The sequence below is a fragment of the Amnibacterium sp. CER49 genome, assembly GCF_029846255.1.
Taxonomy (GTDB): domain Bacteria; phylum Actinomycetota; class Actinomycetes; order Actinomycetales; family Microbacteriaceae; genus Amnibacterium.
This window is the reverse complement of sequence record NZ_JARVWQ010000001.1, coordinates 130,542-146,527: the sequence shown is the minus strand read 5'-3', so window position 1 is coordinate 146,527 and position 15,986 is coordinate 130,542. Positions and strand designations below refer to the sequence as shown.

At 73.1% G+C, this 15,986-nt stretch carries 15 protein-coding genes; 13 read left to right on the top strand and 2 right to left on the bottom strand.

Annotated elements, in window-relative coordinates; all coding sequences use genetic code 11:
• Position 1 precedes the first annotated feature (1 nt).
• The gene (locus tag QDR37_RS00665; RefSeq protein WP_279711613.1) at positions 2-367 is read right to left on the bottom strand and encodes a DUF4870 domain-containing protein; all 366 of its coding nucleotides are present in this window, start codon (positions 365-367) and stop codon (positions 2-4) included.
• 304 nt (positions 368-671) lie between these two features.
• Here QDR37_RS00665 and hrcA point away from each other — a divergent pair, with 304 nt between their 5' ends.
• The 11 genes from hrcA (at position 672) to QDR37_RS00610 (ending at position 12,289) form a co-directional block, all read left to right on the top strand.
• Positions 672-1,703, top strand: coding sequence for a heat-inducible transcriptional repressor HrcA (hrcA, locus tag QDR37_RS00660; RefSeq protein ID WP_279711612.1), 1,032 nt, complete (start codon positions 672-674; stop codon positions 1,701-1,703).
• A 95-nt stretch (positions 1,704-1,798) separates the two neighbouring features.
• Positions 1,799-2,899, top strand: a complete 1,101-nt coding sequence (dnaJ, locus tag QDR37_RS00655; protein WP_279711611.1) for a molecular chaperone DnaJ — start codon at positions 1,799-1,801, stop codon at positions 2,897-2,899.
• A gap of 5 nt (positions 2,900-2,904) precedes the next feature.
• Positions 2,905-3,645: a 16S rRNA (uracil(1498)-N(3))-methyltransferase gene (locus QDR37_RS00650; protein WP_279711609.1), complete on the top strand. Its 741-nt coding sequence runs from the start codon at positions 2,905-2,907 to the stop codon at positions 3,643-3,645.
• A 62-nt stretch (positions 3,646-3,707) separates the two neighbouring features.
• Complete coding sequence (locus tag QDR37_RS00645; RefSeq protein WP_279711608.1) at positions 3,708-4,124, top strand: HIT domain-containing protein; 417 nt, start codon at positions 3,708-3,710, stop codon at positions 4,122-4,124.
• A 92-nt stretch (positions 4,125-4,216) separates the two neighbouring features.
• On the top strand, positions 4,217-5,299 hold the full coding sequence (locus tag QDR37_RS00640; RefSeq protein WP_279713521.1) for a PhoH family protein: 1,083 nt from the start codon (positions 4,217-4,219) through the stop codon (positions 5,297-5,299).
• Positions 5,296-5,760 carry an rRNA maturation RNase YbeY gene (gene ybeY, locus QDR37_RS00635; RefSeq protein ID WP_279711607.1) on the top strand — a complete coding sequence of 155 codons (465 nt, stop codon included), beginning with the start codon at positions 5,296-5,298 and terminating at the stop codon, positions 5,758-5,760. The genes QDR37_RS00640 and ybeY overlap by 4 nt, the downstream gene beginning before the upstream one ends.
• A gap of 6 nt (positions 5,761-5,766) precedes the next feature.
• The gene (locus tag QDR37_RS00630; RefSeq protein ID WP_279711606.1) at positions 5,767-7,065 is read left to right on the top strand and encodes a hemolysin family protein; all 1,299 of its coding nucleotides are present in this window, start codon (positions 5,767-5,769) and stop codon (positions 7,063-7,065) included.
• Positions 7,062-7,946, top strand: coding sequence for a GTPase Era (era, locus tag QDR37_RS00625; RefSeq protein ID WP_279711605.1), 885 nt, complete (start codon positions 7,062-7,064; stop codon positions 7,944-7,946). The genes QDR37_RS00630 and era overlap by 4 nt, the downstream gene beginning before the upstream one ends.
• 178 nt (positions 7,947-8,124) lie before the next feature.
• Positions 8,125-9,423 carry an alpha/beta hydrolase-fold protein gene (locus QDR37_RS00620; RefSeq protein ID WP_279711603.1) on the top strand — a complete coding sequence of 433 codons (1,299 nt, stop codon included), beginning with the start codon at positions 8,125-8,127 and terminating at the stop codon, positions 9,421-9,423.
• On the top strand, positions 9,420-11,963 hold the full coding sequence (locus QDR37_RS00615; protein WP_279711602.1) for a DUF2156 domain-containing protein: 2,544 nt from the start codon (positions 9,420-9,422) through the stop codon (positions 11,961-11,963). The genes QDR37_RS00620 and QDR37_RS00615 overlap by 4 nt, the downstream gene beginning before the upstream one ends.
• 113 nt (positions 11,964-12,076) lie before the next feature.
• On the top strand, positions 12,077-12,289 hold the full coding sequence (locus QDR37_RS00610; RefSeq protein ID WP_279711601.1) for a hypothetical protein: 213 nt from the start codon (positions 12,077-12,079) through the stop codon (positions 12,287-12,289).
• Between the two features lie 42 nt (positions 12,290-12,331).
• Here QDR37_RS00610 and QDR37_RS00605 read toward each other — a convergent pair whose 3' ends face one another.
• Positions 12,332-13,369 carry an alpha/beta hydrolase-fold protein gene (locus tag QDR37_RS00605; RefSeq protein WP_279711600.1) on the bottom strand — a complete coding sequence of 346 codons (1,038 nt, stop codon included), beginning with the start codon at positions 13,367-13,369 and terminating at the stop codon, positions 12,332-12,334.
• A 265-nt stretch (positions 13,370-13,634) separates the two neighbouring features.
• On the opposite strand from QDR37_RS00605, the gene leuA reads away from it, so the two are divergent.
• Complete coding sequence (leuA, locus tag QDR37_RS00600; protein ID WP_279711599.1) at positions 13,635-15,389, top strand: 2-isopropylmalate synthase; 1,755 nt, start codon at positions 13,635-13,637, stop codon at positions 15,387-15,389.
• A 214-nt stretch (positions 15,390-15,603) separates the two neighbouring features.
• Positions 15,604-15,963 carry a hypothetical protein gene (locus QDR37_RS00595; protein WP_279711598.1) on the top strand — a complete coding sequence of 120 codons (360 nt, stop codon included), beginning with the start codon at positions 15,604-15,606 and terminating at the stop codon, positions 15,961-15,963.
• The last annotated feature ends 23 nt before the right edge of the window (positions 15,964-15,986 follow it).

Genomic DNA, 15,986 nt, shown 5'->3' with positions numbered 1-15,986 from the left:
GCTACTTGATGAACTGGATGGTCAGCGGGTAGCGGTACATCTCGCCCCGGTTCGCCGCCACGGCGGCCAGGATCGAGAACACGATGTTGACGACCCAGGCGGCCAGCATGAGGAAGACGCCGACCAGCACCAGCGTGAGCAGCGCGCCGACGACGTAGGCGATCGCCACCGTGATCTGGAAGTTCAGCGCCTGGCGCGAGTGCTCCCGCACGAAGCTGCTGCGGTCCTTCAGCACCAGGTAGCCGATGAGCGGTGAGATGAAGCCGATCAGGATGCCGCCCACGTGGATGAGGGTGGCCCAGAGCCGTTCGTCGCTCTGGCTGAGGGGCTGCGCCGCCGGGTAGGCCGGCGGGGTGTTCTGCGTCATGGTCGGGCGCTCCTGTCAGCGGAAGGGCAATGCCGGCCCACGAGCGGATGCTCGGGCGCGGGTCCGGCGAGGGAGCGCGCAGGGCTCGGCGGCGTCCGCGTCCGTGCGGTCGCTCATGCCTGCCCTCGCTCCCGGTGGGGTCGCACCGCCGCCCGTCTCCGCGGACCTCGGCGCGCCGAACCGCTCGATCGTCGGTTCGCGCTCAGGTTAGGCGCAGGCGGATGTGCTGCACCAGAGCCCATCCGCGCGCCCTCTGGCCTAGAATTGGCAGTCCAGGATCCCGAGTGCCAGGACGGGAGGTGGCATGGTCACGGAACGCGGTCTCGAGGTGCTGCGCGTCATCGTGCAGGACTACGTCGCCTCGCGGGAGCCGGTCGGCTCGAAGAGCATCGTCGACCGGTACCGCTTCGGCGTCTCCGCGGCGACCATCCGGAACGACATGGCCGCCCTCGAGGAGGACGGGCTCATCGCGGCCCCGCACACGTCCTCGGGGCGCGTGCCCACCGACAAGGGCTACCGCATGTTCGTCGACCACCTCGCCGACATCCGGCCGATGACGCCGGGTCAGCGGCAGGCCATCCAGACCTTCCTCGGCGCGGGCGACGACCTCGACGACGTGCTCACCCGCACGGTCCGCCTGCTGTCGCAGCTGACGAACCAGGTGGCGCTCGTCCAGGTGCCCGTGCCGCTGCGCTCGCTCGTGCGGCACCTCGAGCTCGTCCGGCTGTCGCCGACCCGGCTGCTCGTCGTGCTCATCACCGACGCGGGCAACGTCGACCAGCGCACCGTCGAGCTGTCGCACGAGACGGGGCAGCGCGTCGACGAGACCGCCCTCGCCGACCTCCGCGCCCGCATCAACACGGCGCTCGCGGGTCGCGCGCTGACCGAGGCCGCACCGCTGCTCAACGAGCTCGCCGCCTCCGCGCCGCCGGAGCGCGCCGCGGTCGTCGATCGCGTCGCCCAGGTCGTCGCCGCCCAGGTCGACGAGCGTCGCCAGGACCGGCTCGTCATGGCCGGAGCGGCGAACCTCGCGCGCACCGAGAAGGACTTCCCGGGCAGCATCCTCCCCGTGCTCGAGGCCATCGAGGAGCAGGTGGTCCTGCTGCGCCTCTTCTCCGAGATGGAGCTCGACGCCCGCGGCGTCTCGGTGTCCATCGGCCGCGAGAACCCCGCCGAGGGCCTCACCGAGACCTCGATCCTCACCGGCGGCTACCGGTCGCCGGCGGGCGAGCTCGCGCGCATCGGCGTCCTCGGACCGACCCGGATGGACTACTCGGGCAACATGGCCGCGGTCCGCGCGGTCGCCCGCTACCTCACCAAGCTCCTCGGCGAGTAGCGCCGAGCACCCCGAGCGGGGCGCGACCGCGCACCCCGTACCCTCGAACAGCGGATCGACCCGCGGCGACACCGGCCGCGGAAGAAGGGCGGCCTGTGGCTGACCACTACGAAGTCCTCGGCGTCGCCAGGGACGCCTCCTCGGACGACATCAAGCGGGCGTACCGGCGGCTCGCGAGGCAGCTGCACCCCGACGTGAACCCCGGGCCCGAGGCGGCCGAGCGGTTCAAGGACGTCACGCACGCCTACGACGTGCTCTCCGACCCCCGCCAGCGGCAGGAGTACGACCTCGGCGGCAGCGGGGGCCCGGGCGTCGGCGGCTTCGGCTTCGGCGACATCTTCGAGACCTTCTTCGGGCAGGCCGGCGGCGGACGCATGGGTCCGAAGTCCCGGAAGGAGCGCGGCCAGGACGCCCTGCTCCGCGTCGAGGTCGACCTCGAGGACGTCGTCTTCGGCACGCATCGCGACCTCGAGATCGACACCGCCGTGCTCTGCGACGTCTGCCACGGCGACTGCACGCAGCCCGGCACCTCGCTCGCCACCTGCGACATCTGCCACGGCACCGGCCAGATCCAGCGCGCGGTCCGCTCGCTGCTCGGCAACGTGATGACCACGACGCCGTGCACGGTCTGCCGGGGCTACGGCACGGTCATCCCGTACCCCTGCGTGAACTGCGCCGGCCAGGGCCGCGTCCGCGCCCGGGTCTCGGTGCCGGTCGACATCCCCGGCGGCGTCGAGACCGGCCTGCGGCTGCAGCTCGCCGGCATGGGCGAGGTCGGTCCCGCGGGCGGCCCGAACGGCGACCTCTACCTCGAGGTCAAGGTGCGCCACCACGACGTCTTCAGCCGCTCCGGCGACGACCTGCTCGCGACGCTCGAGGTGCAGATGGCCGATGCCGTCATGGGCACGGAGGTCACGCTCGAGAGCCTCGACGGGCCCGTCGACATCGAGGTGCGGCCCGGCGTGCAGAGCGCCGACGTGCTCACGATCCCCGGCCGGGGCATCACCCGGCTGCGCGGCTCGGGCCGCGGCGACCTCCGCATCGGCGTGCAGGTGGTGACGCCGACGAAGCTCGACGGCAAGGAGCGCGAGCTCATGCGGCAGCTCATGAAGCACCGCAAGCCGAAGCCGCCGCAGTTCGCGCACTTCCAGCAGGGGCTCTTCACGAAGCTGCGCGACCGCTTCCTCGGCGTCTGACGGCCGTGGCGCACCTCTACCTCACGGACGGCGTGACGGGCGCCGCCGAGGGCGCCGCGGTCGTGCTCGAGGGCGACGAGGGCCACCACGCGGCCGCCGTCGCGCGGATGCGGGTCGGTGAGCGCGTGCTCGTCGGCGACGGCCGGGGGCGGGTGGCCGACGCGGAGGCGACGGGCGTCGCGAAGGACCGCGTCGAGCTGCGCGTGCTCGCGGTGCGGGACGAGCCGGCACCGGTCCTCCGCATCCTGCTCGTGCAGGCGCTCGCGAAGGGCGGCCGCGACGAGCTCGCGATCCAGGCGGCGACCGAGCTCGGCGTCACCGCCGTCGCGCCGTGGCAGGCGGCCCGCAGCGTGACCCGCTGGGAGGGCCGCAAGGCCGGGTCGGGCGCCGCGCGCTGGGCGGGCATCGTGCGCGAGGCGGGCAAGCAGGCGATGCGCGCGTGGTCGCCCGAGGCCCTGCCGCTGCTCACCACGGAGGAGCTCGTCACGCTCGCGGGGCAGCGGTTCACCGTGCTGCTCGACCCGGAGGCGCCGCAGCGGCTCGTCGACGCGGTGCCATCGCCCGTGCCCGGCGGGGAGCTCGTGCTCGTCGTGGGTCCCGAGGGCGGCGTCGCCCCGGAGGAGGCCCGCGCGCTCGTCGACGCGGGCGCCGTCCCGGCCCGGATGGGACCCACGGTGCTGCGCACCTCGACCGCCGGCCCCGCCGCCCTCGCGGCGCTCGCCGTCCACCTCGGCCTCTGGCCCTGAGCGCCCGACGCTTCCCGGATCCGCCCGGCCGGTGCCCAGGGACCCCGGTAGAATCGGCGGCCATGGTCGAGCGGGAGAGCACCCAGCCCTCGGTCTTCATGCGCATCCTGCGCGGCGAGATCCCGGGCGACATCGTGCTGCAGACCGACGACGTGTTCGTGCTGCGCGACATCGCCCCGAAGGCGCCCGTGCACCTGCTCGTCGTGCCGAAGACCGACGAGTACCGCGACGTCCGCGAGCTCGCCGCCGGCGACCCGCGGCTGCTGCAGCACATGGTCGAGGTCGCGGCCACCGCGGCGCAGCAGGCGGGCGAGACCGACTTCCGCCTCGTGTTCAACACCGGCCTCGGCGCCGGGCAGACCGTCTTCCACGTGCACGCGCACGTGCTCGCGGGCGACTCGTCGGCCGGCCGCGTGCTCGACGAGAGCAGCATGACCGAGGGGCGCGGCGACCCGCACGAGAAGGAAAGGACCTCTTGACCGACGCCGACGAGGGCTACCGCACGACCGGGCGGCGCAGCGCCAGCAGCGTCACCCGCCGCTACCCCGCAGCGGGCTCCGAGACGCGCACGATGTCGGTCGACGGCATCGCCATGGTGCGGCTGCTCGGCCCGCAGGACCGGCTGCTCGGCCAGATCGAGAAGCAGTTCCCGCTCGTCGAGGTGCTCGTGCGGGGCAACGAGATCACCTTGGTCGGCGAGCCCGGTCAGGTGCACGCCGCCGAGCGGCTCATCGAGGAGCTGCTCCAGATGGTCAGGAACGGCCAGGAGCTCGGCCCGGTCGACGTCGACTCGAGCGCCCGCATCCTCACCGACGACCAGAGCTCGTCGCCCGCCGAGCTCCTGAGCCAGGCGATCCTCACCGCGCGCGGCAAGAGCATCCGGCCGAAGACCCTGGGGCAGAAGGCGTACGTCGAGGCGATCGACCGCAGCACGATCACGTTCGGCATCGGGCCGGCCGGCACCGGCAAGACCTACCTCGCCATGGCGAAGGCCGTGCAGGCGCTGCAGCAGAAGCAGGTCAACCGCATCATCCTCACCCGGCCCGCCGTCGAGGCGGGGGAGCGGCTCGGCTACCTGCCCGGCACGCTGACCGACAAGATCGACCCGTACCTGCGGCCGCTCTACGACGCGCTGAACGAGATGATGGACCCCGAGCTCGTCCCGAAGCTCATGGCCTCGTCCACCATCGAGGTCGCGCCGCTCGCCTACATGCGGGGCCGCACGCTGAACGACTCGTTCGTGGTGCTCGACGAGGCGCAGAACACGACGCCCGAGCAGATGAAGATGTTCCTCACGCGGCTCGGCTTCGGCTCGAAGATGGTCGTCACGGGCGACATCACCCAGGTCGACCTGCCGAACGGCGTCTCGGGCCTGCAGACGGCGCTGAACGTGCTGCGGCAGGTGCCCGACATCCACTTCTCGATGCTCGGCAGCGAGGACGTCGTGCGGCACTCGCTCGTCGGCCGCATCGTCGACGCGTACACGAAGTACGACGCCGAGCGGCAGGCCGCGGCCGCGGCCCGCCGTGCCGACCGGCAGGAGCAGGGGCCGGAGCCGCAGGGCACCCGCCTGCCCACCGACTACCGGCCGCCGCAGAACCGCTCGGAGCGACGCGCCGCCGAGCGGACGCAGAGCGGGGGGCGGCACCGGTGAGCGTCGAGCTGAACAACGAGTCGGGCGTGCCCGTCGACGAGGGCGCCATCCAGCGGCTCGTCACCTTCGGGCTCGACCTGCTGCACGTGCACCCCGATGCCGACGTCGCGATCCTCTTCGTCGACGAGGCCGCGATGGAGCAGCTGCACGTGCAGTGGATGGACGAGCCGGGCCCCACCGACGTGCTCAGCTTCCCGATGGACGAGCTGCGGCCGGGCACCGACGACGCGCCCACCCCGCCGGGGCTGCTCGGCGACATCGTCGTGTGCCCGCAGGTCGCCGAGTCGCAGGCGAGGAGCGCCGGCCACTCGACGCTCGAGGAGATGAAGCTGCTCACCGCCCACGGGCTGCTGCACCTGCTCGGCTTCGACCACGCCGAGCCCGAGGACGAGCGCGAGATGTTCCAGGTGCAGCGCGACATCCTCGTGGGCTTCGCGATGCAGGAGAAGCAGCGCCGCTAGGCCGCCATGGTCGCCCTCTTCCTCGTCCTCGCCTTCGTGCTCGTCGCGTTCGGCGGCCTCCTCGCCGCGTGCGACGCCGCGATGGTCACCCTGTCGCGCGCCGAGACGCAGGAGCTCGCGATCGGGTCCCGGTTCCGCGGGCAGCTGCTCTCGATCGCCGCCGACCAGGGCGGGCACCTGAACGCGGTGAACTTCCTCCGCGTGCTCGCCGAGACCTCGGCGGCGGTGCTCGTGACGCTCGCCATCGCGGGCGTCGTGCACGAGCCCTGGCTCGTGCTGCTGATCGCCGCGGTCATCATGACCGGCGTCTCGTTCGTGCTCGTGGGCGCGAGCCCGCGCAGCGTCGGCCGGGTGCACGCCCGCGTCGTGCTCCGGGTCGCGGCGCCGGTGATCCGCGGCGCCCGCCTGCTGCTCGGGCCGCTCGCGAACGTGCTCGCCTGGCTCGGCAACATCGTGACCCCCGGGCGCCCGCGCACCGCGACGTTCACCTCCGAGGAGCAGCTGCTCAGCATGGTCGACGAGGCCACCGAGCTCGACGTGCTCGAGCAGGACGACCGCGAGCTCATCCACTCGATCTTCGAGTGGGGCGACACGGTCGCGCGCGAGGTGATGATCCCGCGCACCGACATGGTCACGGTCGAGGCCGGCACGCCCGCCGAGCAGGCGCTTCGCGTGCTGCTCACCCGCGGGCTCTCGCGGGTGCCGGTCACCGCGGGCGACGCCGACGACATCCTCGGCGTCGTGCACCTGCGCGACCTCACCCGCCTCCAGCTCGAGCATCCGCGGGCGCTCGCCTCGACACCCGCCTCCGAGCTCGCCCGGCCCGCGCTGTTCGTGCCCGACTCGAAGAAGGCCGACGACACGCTGCGCGAGATGCAGCGGGAGTCGAACCACCTCGCGATGGTCGTCGACGAGTACGGCGGCATCGCCGGCCTCGTCACGCTCGAGGACCTCATCGAGGAGCTCGTCGGCGACATCGCCGACGAGTCCGATCGCGGCACCCCCGACGTCGAGGAGCTCGGTCCCGACACGTGGCTCGTCTCCGCGCGGCTGCCGCTCGACGAGCTCGGCGACCTCGTCGGGCTCGAGATCGAGGACGAGGACGTCGACTCGGTCGGCGGCCTGCTCACGAAACGGCTCGACCGCCTGCCCCTGCAGGGCGACGAGGTGGAGGTCGACGGGCTGCGCCTCAGGGCGGAGCGCACGGAGGGACGGCGCCGAGGGCTCACCCAGGTGCTCGTGCGGCGCGCCGGGCCGGCGCCGCAGACGGACGAGGAGGAGGCGGCGAAGGTGATCGGGGCATGAGCACGTACCGGGCGGGGTTCCTCACCTTCGTCGGACGACCGAACGTCGGCAAGTCCACCCTCATGAACGCGCTCGTCGGCGAGAAGGTCGCGATCACCTCGCCGAAGCCGCAGACCACGCGTCGCGCCATCCGCGGCATCGTGACGCGGCCCGACGGGCAGCTCGTGATCGTCGACACCCCGGGCCTGCACCGGCCGCGCACCCTGCTCGGCGAGCGGCTGAACGACGTCGTCGCCTCGACGCTCGCCGACGTCGACGTGGTCGGCTTCTGCGTGCCCGCCGGCGAGGCGATCGGCCCCGGCGACCGCTTCATCCACGACCAGCTCGCCGGCTACCCGAAGGCGAAGCGCATCGCGATCGTCACGAAGATCGACGCGGTGCCGCGCGAGCGGGTCGCGGCGCAGCTGCTCGCCGTGTCCGCGCTCGAGGAGTGGGCGAGCGTCATCCCGGTCTCGGCGCAGGACCGCCTGCAGCTCGACGTGCTCGCCGGCGAGGCGCTCGCGCTCATGCCCGAGTCGCCGCAGCTGTACCCGGACGAGGCGGTGACCGACGAGTCGACGGAGCAGCGCATCGCCGAGCTGATCCGCGAGGCGGCGCTCGAGGGGGCCCGCGAGGAGCTGCCGCACAGCCTCGCGGTCACGATCGACGACATCGAGGACGAGGAGTCGTTGACCCGCGTCTACGCGAACGTCTGGGTGGAGCGCGACAGCCAGCGCATCATCATGATCGGCCGTGGCGGCTCCCGGCTGAAGCAGGTCGGCTCGGACGCCCGCGCCCAGATCGAGCGGCTGCTCGGCCGCAAGGTCTTCCTGTCGCTCCACGTCAAGGTCGCGAAGGAGTGGCAGCGCGACCCCCGGGCGCTGAACCGCCTCGGCTTCTGACACGGCGCCGGCACGGCGTCGCATCCCGGGCGGCTGCCGGTTCCCCGCGGACTCGCCGTGACCGCGGGGTGATTCGCGCTCCCTCAGTGCCCGCACCGCACCCTCGAATGTCGGAGGTGGGGAACATGCGACGCACGACCGTGCACGCGGAGCCGAGCGGCGAGCCCGGTTCGAAGCGGTGAGCGGCTGGCTGCTCGACCTGCCGATCCAGACCACGCGGGTGCTCGTGCCCGTCTACGCGGCCGCGGCCGTGCTGGTCGTGGCGCTGCTGGTGCCCGTCCCCGGGGTCCGCAGCAGGCTGCGCGTCTTCTGGCCCGTCGCGCTGCTCGCCGCCGGCCTCGGCGCGCTCGCCGGTTCGCTGCTCGTCTACGTCGTCGTCGACGTCGAGGACGTCTTCGGGGCGCCGGCGTCGCTCGTCATCCGCGGCGCCGCGGCCGCCGCGGGGGCCGGGGTGGGCATCGCCGTGGCGAACCTCGTGCGCACCCGCTGGTGGCGCAAGATCGTCGCGATCCTCACGATCCCGCTCGTCGTCGCGGCCGGGGGGCTGCTCATCAACCGCGACGTCGCCTACTACCCGAAGCTCGGCGACGCGCTCGGTCTCACCGGCGTCTCGGCGCTCGTGCTCGGCCACGGCAACGACGCGGAGGCCTCGCTGAAGACCTGGCGCGCGCCGGCCGGCATGCGCAGCACCGGCCGCGTCGGCACGGTCACCATCCCGGGCACCGAGTCCCACTGGCACGGCCGAGCCGCGTGGGTCTACGAGCCGCCGGCCGCCCTCGTCAAGAACCCGCCGAGGCTGCCGGTCGTCATCGCCTTCTCCGGGCAGCCCGGTGGACCCGAGGACGTCTTCCTCGCAGGGAACCTGCAGGGCACGCTCGACGGGATCGCGAAGGCGCACCACGGCATCGCGCCGATCGTCGTGGTGCCGGATCAGCTGGGCAGCTACAACGTGAACCCGGAGTGCGTGAACTCGAAGATGGGGAACGTCGAGCGCTACGTCGTCGACGACGTGCGGGAATGGGTGCTGCAGCACCTGCCCGTCTCGACGAGCCGCAGCGAGTGGTCCGTCGCCGGCTTCTCGGAGGGCGGCACGTGCGCCGTGCAGTTCGGCACCGGCTACCCGGCGATCTTCGGCTCCTACCTCGCGATCTCGCCCGAGCTCGGCCCCATCAACGGCAGCGTCGCCCGCAGCGTGCGGGAGGCCTTCCACGGCAGCCTCGCCGCCTTCAAGGCCGCTCAGCCGGTCGCGATCATGCAGCGCAAGCGGCCCTACCGGCATACCCTGGCGCTCTACTGCGTCGGCGCGAACGACAAGCGCTACGGCGCGGTCATCGCAGCGCTCGCCCGGGCGTCCCGCTCGGCGGGCATGCGCACCTCGACGACGGTGCTGCCGGGCGTCGCGCACAACTGGAACACGGGGGCGGCGGGCTTCGCCTGGGGACTGCCGAAGCTGCTGCCCGACTGGGGGATCTCATGACCGCGCAGGAGGTCGTCGCGCCGCACGTCCGCTGGTCGGCGCGGCTGTCCTGGCTGCTCGCCTACGTGCGTCGCGCCCCGGCGTCCGTCGCGCTCGCCGCCACGCTGCTCGTCGTCGCGATCGCCGACGGCTCGTTCGTGCGCGCGCCACGGGTCTTCGACGTGCCGCCGGCCGTCGCGCACCGGCATCCCGCCGAGCTGCTGCGGCTCCTGGCCGGCGTGCTCGTGACCCACGACGCGCTCGAGCTGCTCATGGGGCTCGCGGCGCTGCTCATCCTGCTGGCGGCGGTCGAGCGGATCATGGGCACGGCGTGGACGCTGCTCGCCTACGTCGTCACCTCGCTGCTCGGCGTCGCGCTCGGCGTGGGGCTGCAGTCGCTCGGGGTCCTCACGCACGCCTTCTGGACGACGCCGGCCGCCGGCGTGCCCGCGGCCGGACCGCTCCTGCCCGTCGCCGGCGCGCTGCTCACGTCGAGCGCCTTCGCGGGCCCGCTCTGGCGTCGCCGCATCCGCCTCATCGGGCTGACCGGCGCGGTCGTGGTGCTGCTCTACTCAGGCCAGCCCGGGGACCTCTACCGGCTGCTCGGTGCGCTCAGCGGGCTCGTGCTGGGGCTGCTGCTCGCCCGGCGTCGGCCGACGCTCACCTGGCCGCGCAGCTCGCATCACGAGGTGCGCAGCCTGCTCGCGTCCCTCGTCGCGGTCGGCGCGCTCGGACCGTTCGTGGCGCTCGTCGCGCCGCGCGGGTACGGGCTGCTGCGACCGCTCGGACTGCTCTTCCGCGACCCGCTGCCGCCGGCCGGCGCCCTGCGCGCCGACTGCCGGGTCCCGCATCCGGCCGCGGCCTGCGCTCACGTGATCGCCCTCACCCGGCTGAACGGGCCCGGACCCGTGCTCCTGACGGTGCTGCCGCTCGTCGTGCTGCTCGTCGCCTCGTTCGCGATGTGGCGCGGCCGCCGAATCGGCGCCCTCGTCGCGGCAGGCGTCAACGCCGTGCTCGCGGTGCTCGCGGGCATCTACTACGGTTTCCTGCCCGCGGTGCTCGACCCGGACCAGCTGCTCACGTCGAGCGGTGCCGCCGGACCGAACCTGCAGACGATCCTCGCTGTCGCAGTGCCGGCCGGCGTGGCGATCACCCTGCTGCTGACGCTCCGCCACTTCGACGTCGTGCCGACCCGCCGCGCCGCCGCCGGCTTCCTCCTCGCCACCGGCACGGCGCTCGTCGGCACCGCGGTCGCCTACCTCGGGCTCGGCACGGCGCTCGCCGCGCAGTTCCACCCGCACGTCGCGTTCGCCGACCTGGTGCTCGACCTGCCCGAGCGCTACGTGCCGCCGGGCTTCCTCCGCTACCGGCGGCTCGACTTCGAGCCGGTCTCGCCCGCGGCGCAGATCCTCTACGGCTGGACGGGCCCCATCGCCTGGCTCGTGCTGCTCGGGGCCCTGCTCGGCACGGCGTCGTCGCGGCGGAGCCCGCGGCTGCCCCGCGAGTCCGAGCGGCTGCGGGCGATCCTCCGCACCGGATCGAGCGGCTCGCTCGGGCACATGGCCCTCTGGCCGGGCAACCGCGTCTGGTTCTCGCAGGACGGCCGCCACGCGGTCGCCTACCGCGAGGTGAACGCCACCGCCATCACGGTCGGCGAGCCCGTCGGCCCGGAGGACGGCGCCCTCGAGGCCGCCCGCGCCTTCGCGGTGTTCTGCGACGACGCGGGCCTCACCCCGGTCTTCTACGCGGTCCGGCCCGGGTTCGCGGACGACCTGGGCACGGGAGCCGGGGACGACCCCGGCAGCGGGGCTCCCTGGCCCTCGATGCTCATCGGCGAGGACACCGTGCTCGAGCCCGCCACCTTCTCGATGAAGGGCAAGCGCTGGCAGGACGTCCGCAGCTCGCTGAACCGCGCCGAGCGCGCCGGAGTGACCGCGGTCTGGACCGACTGGGAGTCGTGCTCGCGCACGGTCCGCTCGCAGATCACGGCCATCTCGGAGGAGTGGGTCGCCGAGAAGCGGCTGCCGGAGCTCGGCTTCACCCTGGGCGGCATCGAGGAGCTGAAGGACCGCGAGGTGCGGCTCCTCGTCGCTCTCGGGCCGGGGGAGCGGGTCGAGGCGGCGACGAGCTGGCTGCCCACCTACCGGGACGGCGCCGTCGTCGGCTGGACGCTCGACTTCATGCGCCGGCGCCCTGACGGCCTGAACGGCGTCATGGAGTTCCTCATCGCCTCGATGGCGCTCCGGGCGAAGGAGGAGGGCGTCGCGTTCGTGAGCCTCTCCGTCGCGCCGCTCGCCGTGTCGGACGACGACTCGGGCGAGCTGCCGCGGGCGCTCGGGACGCTCGCCCGGGTGCTCGAGCCCGCCTACGGGTTCAAGTCGCTCGCGGCGTTCAAGGAGAAGTTCCAGCCGTCCCTGCGCCCCCTGGTCGTGGCCTACCCGGATCCGATCGCGCTGCCCGCCATCGGTGTCGCGATCGCCCGCGCCTACCTGCCGGACCTCGGCCTCGCGTCGACCGCGCGCCTGCTCGGTGCGCTCGTCCCCGAGGACCAGAAGGCCTGACGGAGCGTGCGCGCTGGTCGTCGCCGTCGGGACGCGGTGGGGACGACCAGCCGGCGCCCACCCGGGGTCTGCGCCTTCGGCTCGCCGTCTCGGCCCTCGACGGCATCGCTCTCGTGCTGGCCGCGGTCCGCCTGCTGTCGGAGGCGACCCCGCGTGGGCCGCGCCGGTCGCTCGCGGTGCCCGCGGCCTGCGTGATCCTCGTGCTGCTTCGTTCCCGGGTGCTGCCGGCGTCCTCGCCGGCGGTCGCCGGGGTCGTCGGGGGCGTGCTCCTGCTCGGTTCCCGGCGTCCGGCACGGGTCGTCTCGGCGATGACGGCCGAGGGCTGAGGCCCGCCGGCGACCGCTCCGGGTCATCGGGAGCGGCGGGCGTCAGTGCCCGGCAGCCGCCTTGGCCGCTGCGGCCGGGCTGAGGTGCCACCAGCCCACGAGCCGGTCGAACGCCCACCACAGCACCGCGTGCGCGACCCGCCAGTCGTGCTTGCCCGGCTGCGGCTTGTAGGCGACCGTCATGCCCGCGGCGCGGGCGTGCCGCGCCATGATCGGGGCGACCCAGCCGAGCTTCCTGTCGTTCGTGCCCGCGCCGAAGAAGGCGCGCATGCCGTGGTAGGGGGCCCCCGCCTGCAGCAGCGCGAACGGGGTCGCCCGTTCATAGGCCGCGCGGCTGCCGCCGAAGCCGGTCGCGATGGTGTGCGCGAGGCTGCCGTACGCCGGCACCTCCTCGCCCGAGACGTCGACGAGCGAGCCGAAGATGTCGGGGTGCTTCGCCCCCAGCTGGATCGAGCACGTGCCGCCCTCGGAGAAGCCCGCGATCGTCCAGTCCTGCCGGTCGGCGAGGGCGGGGAGGTGCGCCAGCGTCCAGCGGCGCACGTCGACCGTGAGGTACGTGTCCACGTTCCCGATGGGGGAGTCGACGCACATCGGGTTCTTCGGTCCCGCGCTCAGCTGGTCGGGGATCACCACGATCGGCGCCCGGCCGCCGTTGCGCGCCGCGATGCCGTCCATGATCGTCTGGATGCGCGCGAGGACGATCACGTCGCTCGGCTGCGCGTGCTTGCTCTGCCCCGAGAGCGCCATGACGACCGGGAACCTGCCCGCGTTCTTCTGCCGAGCCGCGGCCGGCAGGTACACGAAGCCGGGTCGCGCGGGGAAGTGCGAGACGGTGCCGGGGATCCGCACCTGCGTGACCGTGCCGCGGTAGCGGGCGGCCACCGTGCTCGTCGGCAGGGGCGTCGGGGTCGGAGAGGGCGTCGCGGGGGTCGCGGAGGCCGTCGCGGGGGCTGCGGCGTGCGCGGCGTGCGCGGGGACGTGATCCGCCCCGACGACGAGCGCGCCGCCGCCGAGGGCCGCCGCGAGCACGGCACCCACGACCGCCGGCGTGAACCGGCCCCGACCCGCGCGCTTCGTCATCGTCCGTCCTCCTCCGGCCGGGCGTCCACCGGCCCGGGGCACACTAGGGCGCTCGGGGCGGTGCGGGGTCGGGTCGCCCGCGGCGCGTCCCAAGGTTCCAGAGCCCTGATTTTCCGGGGCTCCCTGCTGCCCGCAGTGGTATCCTCGCGTCCGTGCAGCGGGTGCTCCTCCTCCTTCGTCGCCGCGACGGGGCCTAGTCTCAGGCCTTCCTCGTCGCGGAGTGCTCCCATGGCCTTCTCCGACGAGATCCGAAGGAACCCAGCACATGCAGAACCGTCAGCAGCCCTCACCGATGCCGATCCATCGGTACCGGCCGTACGCGGCGCAGTTCACCGTCGACCTGCCCGACCGCACGTGGCCCACGAAGACCATCACCCAGGCGCCGCGCTGGTGCGCGGTCGACCTCCGCGACGGCAACCAGGCGCTCATCGACCCGATGAGCCCCGAGCGCAAGCGCCTCATGTTCGACCTCCTCGTCCGCATGGGCTACAAGGAGATCGAAGTCGGCTTCCCCTCCGCGAGCCAGACCGACTTCGACTTCGTCCGCGACCTCATCGAGCAGGGCGCGATCCCCGACGACGTCACCATCCAGGTGCTCACCCAGGCGCGCGAGCACCTCATCGCCCGCACGTACGAGGCGATCCGCGGCGCGAAGCAGGCGATCGTCCACCTCTACAACTCGACGAGCATCCTGCAGCGCGACGTCGTCTTCCGCACCGGGCGGCAGGGCATCGTCGACATCGCCCTCGAGGGCGCGCGGCTCTGCAAGCAGTACGAGCAGACCGTGCCCGGCACCACCGTCTACTACGAGTACTCGCCCGAGTCGTACACCGGCACCGAGCTCGACTTCGCGGCCGAGATCTGCAACCGGGTGCTCGAGGTGTTCGTGCCCACGGCGGAGCGGAACGTCATCATCAACCTGCCCGCGACGGTCGAGATGGCGACGCCGAACGTCTACGCCGACTCGATCGAGTGGATGAGCCGGCACCTGCACCACCGCGAGCACGTGATCCTGTCGCTGCATCCGCACAACGACCGCGGCACCGCGATCGCCGCGGCCGAGCTCGGCTACCTCGCGGGCGCCGACCGCATCGAGGGCTGCCTGTTCGGCAACGGCGAGCGCACCGGCAACGTCGACCTCGTCGCGCTCGGGCTGAACCTGTTCAGCCAGGGCATCGATCCGCAGATCGACTTCCGCGACCTCGACCGCATCCGGGCCACCGCCGAGCACTGCAACCAGCTGAAGGTGCACGAGCGCAGCCCCTGGGCCGGCGACCTCGTCTACACGGCCTTCAGCGGCAGCCACCAGGACGCCATCAAGAAGGGCTTCGAGGCGATGGCGGCGGCCGCCGAGGCGACGGGCAGGTCGGTCGACGAGCTCGAGTGGGCGGTGCCCTACCTGCCGGTCGACCCGAAGGACCTCGGCCGCAGCTACGAGGCGGTCATCCGCGTCAACTCGCAGTCCGGCAAGGGCGGTGTCGCGTACCTGCTGAAGACGGACCACTCGCTCGACCTGCCACGCAAGCTGCAGATCGACTTCTCGCACGTCGTGCAGGCGAAGACCGACGCCGACGGCGGCGAGGTCACGAGCGACGAGATCTGGGCGATCTTCAACGACGAGTACCTGCCCGCCCGCGACCCCGACGCGAAGTGGGGCCGCTTCGAGCTGCTCCGCACCCGCACCTCGAGCGACCTGGGCGGCGAGATCGAGCTGGGCGTGCGGCTCCGGGTCGACGACCACGAGGTCGAGGCCGAGGCGCGCGGCAACGGGCCCATCGACGCCTTCCTGCGCGTCATGGAGCAGCAGGGGTACCGCGTCACGCTGTACGACTACGTCGAGCACGCGATGAGCTCGGGCGGCGACGCGAGGGCGGCGGCCTACGTCGACCTCGACGTGAACGGCACGCGGCTCTGGGGCGTCGGCATCGACCCCGACATCGCCACGGCGTCGCTGCGCGCGATCGTGTCGAGCGTGAACCGCGCGGTGCGCGCGCACGTGCCGGCGCTCGAAGCGGTCTGATCGCGGCCGTCGCACGAGGCGCTCTCGTGCGACGGCCGAACCGGCTTTCCTACCGCCGTCGTGGTGCGGTTCGGGGAGCGACACGCCGCGCACCGGGGTTCCCCGGGCACGGCCCGGCGTGATGCGTTCGTTATCCGCGAAATCCGTATGGGAAGGGGAAACTTTCCGTGAACGCTGCTGGCGGGTCGCTCGTCCGTCGGGCACCCTGTTCCGCATGACGCTCACGACTTCGACGCTCGACTCCGTCATCGTCATCTGGCACGTGGCGGTCAACAACGGCGACGGGGCCACCGCCGCCGCGGCCTGCACCGAGGACGTCGTGCTCGGGGACCTCACCGGAGAGGTCGCCGGGCGGGACGTCATGCGACGCTGGGTGGAGAGCGCGGGGGTCCGCCTCATGCCGCGCGACTGCTACGACGTGCCGGGTGGCATCGTCGTGGCGCAGGACGCCGTCGCCGAGGGCGGCGCTCCCACGACGGTCTTCTCGGCCTTCGGTCTGCGCAACGGCTCCATCTCGAGCATCCACCGCTTCCCGAGCCTCGAGGAGGCGCGCGCCTTCCGGCTCGCGGCGTAGGGGACCGTACGGCGGCGGCACCT

Bases quoted from the DNA above. Each gene is read 5' to 3' on its own strand.
- QDR37_RS00645 (WP_279711608.1), top strand. From the start codon at position 3,708: ATGGTCGAGCGGGAGAGCACCCAGCCCTCGGTCTTCATGCGCATCCTG.
- leuA (WP_279711599.1), top strand. From the start codon at position 13,635: ATGCAGAACCGTCAGCAGCCCTCACCGATGCCGATCCATCGGTACCGG.
- QDR37_RS00595 (WP_279711598.1), top strand. From the start codon at position 15,604: ATGACGCTCACGACTTCGACGCTCGACTCCGTCATCGTCATCTGGCAC.
- QDR37_RS00640 (WP_279713521.1), top strand. From the start codon at position 4,217: ATGTCGGTCGACGGCATCGCCATGGTGCGGCTGCTCGGCCCGCAGGAC.
- QDR37_RS00630 (WP_279711606.1), top strand. From the start codon at position 5,767: ATGGTCGCCCTCTTCCTCGTCCTCGCCTTCGTGCTCGTCGCGTTCGGC.
- QDR37_RS00615 (WP_279711602.1), top strand. From the start codon at position 9,420: ATGACCGCGCAGGAGGTCGTCGCGCCGCACGTCCGCTGGTCGGCGCGG.
- QDR37_RS00605 (WP_279711600.1), bottom strand. From the start codon at position 13,369: ATGACGAAGCGCGCGGGTCGGGGCCGGTTCACGCCGGCGGTCGTGGGT.
- QDR37_RS00665 (WP_279711613.1), bottom strand. From the start codon at position 367: ATGACGCAGAACACCCCGCCGGCCTACCCGGCGGCGCAGCCCCTCAGC.
- era (WP_279711605.1), top strand. From the start codon at position 7,062: ATGAGCACGTACCGGGCGGGGTTCCTCACCTTCGTCGGACGACCGAAC.
- hrcA (WP_279711612.1), top strand. From the start codon at position 672: ATGGTCACGGAACGCGGTCTCGAGGTGCTGCGCGTCATCGTGCAGGAC.